The 5,266-nt window shown below is 38.1% G+C and carries 4 protein-coding genes; 1 reads left to right on the top strand and 3 read right to left on the bottom strand.

What is annotated here, in order from left to right; genetic code table 11:
- From ACLFMM_RS09140 to ACLFMM_RS09130, 3 genes are all read right to left on the bottom strand, one after another.
- Positions 1-3,086: ATP-dependent helicase (locus tag ACLFMM_RS09140; RefSeq protein WP_410808428.1), on the bottom strand; the 3,086-nt coding region annotated here is incomplete at its 3' end.
- 59 nt (positions 3,087-3,145) lie between these two features.
- Positions 3,146-3,781 (bottom strand): sensor histidine kinase, encoded by a 636-nt coding sequence (locus ACLFMM_RS09135; RefSeq protein ID WP_410808427.1) that lies wholly within the window; start codon positions 3,779-3,781, stop codon positions 3,146-3,148.
- Positions 3,782-3,954: 173 nt separating this feature from the next.
- Positions 3,955-4,164 (bottom strand): nuclease, encoded by a 210-nt coding sequence (locus ACLFMM_RS09130; RefSeq protein ID WP_410808426.1) that lies wholly within the window; start codon positions 4,162-4,164, stop codon positions 3,955-3,957.
- 180 nt (positions 4,165-4,344) lie between these two features.
- On the opposite strand from ACLFMM_RS09130, the gene csa3 reads away from it, so the two are divergent.
- On the top strand, positions 4,345-4,944 hold the full coding sequence (csa3, locus tag ACLFMM_RS09125; RefSeq protein ID WP_410808425.1) for a CRISPR-associated CARF protein Csa3: 600 nt from the start codon (positions 4,345-4,347) through the stop codon (positions 4,942-4,944).
- Positions 4,945-5,266 lie beyond the last annotated feature (322 nt).

Below are 5,266 nucleotides of genomic sequence, written 5' to 3'. Positions count from 1 at the left end.
TCACCGTTGATTTCAAACGATTTTGGCTTCTCTTTACCCAGCATATCCAGTGTGACCCTTCTGACTGTATATTCAGGATAAAGGTGATTGAATCCATAAGAGTACAGCAACAACTGCCTGGACCTATCCCCAGTAGGTGGTTCGGTTTTGCCTGTTTTATAATCTATTACCTCTACTTCTTTATCATGATTGGACAATAAATCAACTCTGTCGATAAATCCTTTAAAATAGAAACCTCCAATAGGTACAGAAAACCTCTTCTCAACAGCGAAATTATTCTGGATTTTATCTTTATGCCTCTCCCAGAAAGTATCAAAAAGGGTATATGTTTGCTTAAGGTCAATCATTTTCCAATCAGGTTTTCCTGCTAGTTCATATACGATTTCATAGAGCTGATTTTTGGTCTCCACTTTTCTCTTTACAGCAATCTCAAGAGCTTTATGTACGAAACTTCCGATATTTGCAGCTTCACCAAACTTTTCAGAACTTCTATCAGGCATCCTGAGCAATTCTTGAAGCTCATATTTTTTCGGACATTCCTCATACGTTTTAATCGATGAATAACTAAACGACAGGTTATCAGGGTCGAATTTCGGACCGCATTTGCCGCTTTCACACGAATCCAAAACTCTGGAAGCTTCTGGTAATGGGTTTATTTTTGACCAGTTCGATTTTATCTCTACCAGATAATCTCTGTCTTCTTTATTCACCAATTCCTGGTAGACAAGCAGGTGTTTCAACGGTTCTGTAACATCATCAGAATCCATCGATTCCATCAGGAGTTTCCTTCTCCTTTGTTTCTCACGTTCGATGTCATCATCCTTTACCAGTTCTTTTGCTCTGTTTTCAGTATCTCTGTAGAAAGTGATATCATCCAGAGCATCGCCGTCTTCAAAACTGTCATCGAAACCAATATCATACAGGAAATCTGATGGACCTGAATCACTGCCATTGTATACATCCGAAAACGTCAGTACGAGATGGCTTTTTGCTCTTGTAAACGCTACATAACAGAGCCTACGCTCTTCTTCGGTTTTGAATTGTTTCTTTCTGGCATCAATCGCTTTATTCAACTCCTTTTCAGAATCGAAGTCACTTTCAAAGATATCTCTATACTGTTCCATCAGTTCATAAGGTATCAGAGGTTCCTTGCCTCCTCTTTTCAGCGGGAACCTGTTATCAGCCATGTTAATAACAAAAACAGTATCAAATTCCAGACCTTTAGCGGAATGGATCGTCATCAGGTTAACCGCATTATCATCTGTTATATTCGCAGCAGACGGATTCCCATCCATCTCATCTAGAATCTCCAGATAAGCTATAAAATCCGATAGGTCGCGGCCGTGCATCTGTTCGAATGTTTCAGCGGTTTCGTACAGTTTTCTGAGGTTCAGCAGAGCTTCCCTGTTCCTGACAGTATCAGAACCTGAGAACTGCCTGACCAATCCTGTGTAATCATATATCTCCAGTAAAAGGTCCGAGATGTCGTAAATGGTTTTTTCAAAAAGAGTATCTATGGACTGTTTAACGCTATTGATGATTTCCAGTCCCCTGTCACTGAGGGCCAGTTTGTCTAGATGATGATAGATAACATCCTGAAGTGTAGTACGATTGTTCTTGATGTATTCAGCGATTTTTATCGAATCGCTCCGGTCGAGGGATTTATTGTAGTGGAACAGCCTCCACCAGCTTTCAGTTCCCCTGGGAGTTGGATGGGTGAAATTATTCAACACATATAGATAAGCCAGAGCAGTTTTAATTTCTGGAAGTTTCAGGAAATCGGTATTTTCCTTCACGGATACAGGAAATCCCCGTCTCTGGAGCGTATCTTTCACAACTCTGCCCTGAGAATGCGTCCTGTAAAGTACTGCTACGTCCTCAAGAGGTGTACCCTCCTCCGCACACCAATCGACCATTTCAGCAATCTTCCTTGCTTCCTCTTTATCATCCACAGTCTCCTGGATAATGACATTGTCTCCTTCGCTATCTTCATGGTTTTTTAGCAGGATGCATTCTGATTTTCTGTCATCCGAATAGTTGTTCTGTATCAGTTCATGAGATACTCTCAGGATTTTGTTGGTTGACCTGTAGCTCACATCAATTGCCACGAAATCATCTTCATGGATATCGTACTTTTTCTTGAACTCTTCGATGTTGTCTGTATACGCTCCTCGGAAAGCGTAAATCGACTGGTTTGGGTCTGCAACGATAGTGACGTTCTGTTCGCTTGCAGTCAGGCGTTTTATTAATTCGAACTGTAGATAATTGGTATCCTGAAATTCGTCCACAACGATGTATCTGTATGTATCGTTCAACTCCTCCGTGCCATAAGTATCAAGATATTGCAGTGCGATATAATTCAGGTCACCGTAATCAAGTGCGTTGATATTGGACTTCTTTTCTTCATAGCTTTTCCATGCGTTGATGAAATCCTGATACTTGCGGTATTCATCGTAAACATGTATGAACTCCTGCCAGGATTTCTTCTCCTCTTTCAGAGCTTTCTGTTCGCTCTTATCTTTTAGGTGGAATGTATTGAGATTTACTTTATAGTCATGGTACAGCTGTTCCCATCCATCTTCGCTGCCAAATTTATAAAGTATCTCTTTTTCGCCATCGATATAACCCTTGAAATCTCCTATCGACAAGTTCAGGTCTTTGGCTTTTGAAATTGAACTTGAGTAGTGAGCTGCCTTCTTTGAATCAATGTCCAGTTCCCTGTGAAGATAAATCGCCAGGTCCATATCTTCATAGATTGTAAAATTTTCAGACACTCCGCATTCATCAGGGTGTTCTCTCAAAAGTTCCGAGCAAAAAGAGTGAAATGTACTGACATTTACATCTCTCCCCCTGCCTAACAAATCCTGAACTTTCTGCTGCATATTTTTTGCAGCATCCCTTGAAAACGTAAGCGCCAGAATTTCTTCGGGTGGAATCCCAAGATATTCAATCATGTATGCGATTTTGGTTGTTATCGTAGTGGTTTTTCCCGTACCCGCACCAGCCAGAACCAGCAGCGGTCCTTCGCTGTGTTCTACTGCCAATCTCTGTTTCGGTTTAAGTGTAGCAAGGTTTGAATCCAGCAATATATACCCTCGATTTTGGTGTCAGTACATGTATCGTTATAACTGATTAATAATTGTTTTCAGGTTTTGAATGTGATTTCCACATAACTTCCGCTTATATTTCCTGTTTCTATCTGACCGTCAAGCTGTTTTGTCAGAATACCCACAAGGTTCATACAACACAGTTCAGTATCATCAAGTTCAAGTATTTCAGGCAATCTGCAGTGGCCATCATTCACAGTTAAAACGCAGTGATTTTGTTCAGTATGCAGTTTTATTCCTACTGTACTGTTTCCGCATGATTCAGAATTCAGGCAACTATAAGTCAGCTCGCCTGCTATGATACCAAGCGGAATTGCGGTATCTATAGGCAAATCGATGTCCTCAATGTTCAGGTCAAAATTTACTTCCTCTGAAGTATGTTTATAGGTATCCACAAGATAATCAATGATTTTTTGTATGTAATTTGGCAGGTTGATATGATGATTGGTATTTGGAAGGTTTTCATGTGCAATAGAAATCATCTTGATTTTATCCTGTACCTGTTCATAAACTTCTATAGCTTTCTGATCCTGCAGACGGTCGACCTGCAGACCTATGATGCTTGAAATAATCTGCAGACTGTTATTCACTCTGTGTGATACCTCACATCCTCCCAGCTGTTTATTATTGATACCGGATTCATTATGTTGACCTTCCAGTTTAATCCATGTCAATTTGTCACCATCCCTGAAATCTAAGCTGATTTTGTTAATAGTTCACTCCTCCTTAACGGTTGTACATATTCTAAATAATGTAATTTTCAGTTTCCCATGTCTATATACCCTTTTTTCCTGAGCCTTTTATTGATAGATCCACCCTTGTTCTTCATTTTGACCAGTTTTCTACCCTACTTATCCTTGTTAACCTCCTCGACAATAACATGGTTTTTGCTCCTACTTGTCATGCCGGCAGATACTCTCTTGATTTTTTGTCCCCCATTTTGCCCGGATTCAGAAGCTCTGACATTTTGCAATTTGAACCTGGTACCGTCAGAAAATCTGCCCGAGTCTCCGTCAGTCCAATGGACCTTCTTTTTGTACTGCTTTTTCTTACTCATGTCAATGTATCTCCTCAATTTTGAAGATAAATTTTAATTTGTGAACCCTTGACATTCACTATAATATACTAATTATATAAAACTTTGGATTTTTAAAAATTTAATATAACCATTATACTCTGAATATGTATTGTATATACAGAAACATATTTATTATAGATTAACATCCAGTAACATATAATGACAAACAGAACACTTATAACTACAATATTTGATGTAGAACCAGTAATACTCTGCATAACGAAATTTTCCCCATCTCAAGTTATAATCCTAACAGAAGAGGATGCACCTGATAAAAAAGTAGAATCGACAGAGACTATAGAAAATACGTTCGGATCGATGATAGAAATTAAAAGAAAAAACACATCACTTTACGACCATGTACAGGTTGCCAGTGATGTAGCTGAGTTAATAGATGAAGAACACGATAAAGGGAACCAGATAATAACTAATGTTTCAGGAAGTAGAAAAACACAAGCATTCGGAGCGTTATTTGGAGCATATGCACGAAAAGATATGGTAAAAAGGGTGGTGTATGTTACAGAAGAAGACCACGAGATAATAGATTTCCCCATTTTGAGTTTTAACATTTCTACAACTAAAAGGTCGATACTTGAACAGATACAATCTGGTACTTCATCTGTAGGAGAAATAGCAGAAGAACTGGGTATATCAAAAGGGATGACATATAACCACCTGAGAGAACTAAAAGCACTGGGCTATATATCAGATGAAAATGGATACGAAATTACAGACTCAGGAAAACTTGCTGCTATTTGATTATAGTTCAAAACAGATTATTTGTTACTAATATACAATACATCTTATATTAGTCGATAAAGGATATATATAACAAATATAGTTTTATTGACTACAATATAATCTTTGAAATGTTAGAAGTTCGGGTTGACTTCTTACTGAAAAGTACCATTTATGTAGAAAATATTATTCTATATAGGATTTCGATTTACTTCTGATTTCAGGTATTCCTTCATAAAGATTTATAAATAAACACCAAAATTAAGGGTTTTTCGATATACTCTATAGTTAAAAGTATAAAATTAACAATTAAACTCGATGACAAATTTAGTACCATTTATAG

The sequence above is a fragment of the Methanohalobium sp. genome (assembly GCF_046546175.1).
Taxonomy (GTDB): domain Archaea; phylum Halobacteriota; class Methanosarcinia; order Methanosarcinales; family Methanosarcinaceae; genus Methanohalobium.
Note: the sequence above shows the minus strand (reverse complement) of the source record. Positions and strands in the feature narration are given on the sequence as shown.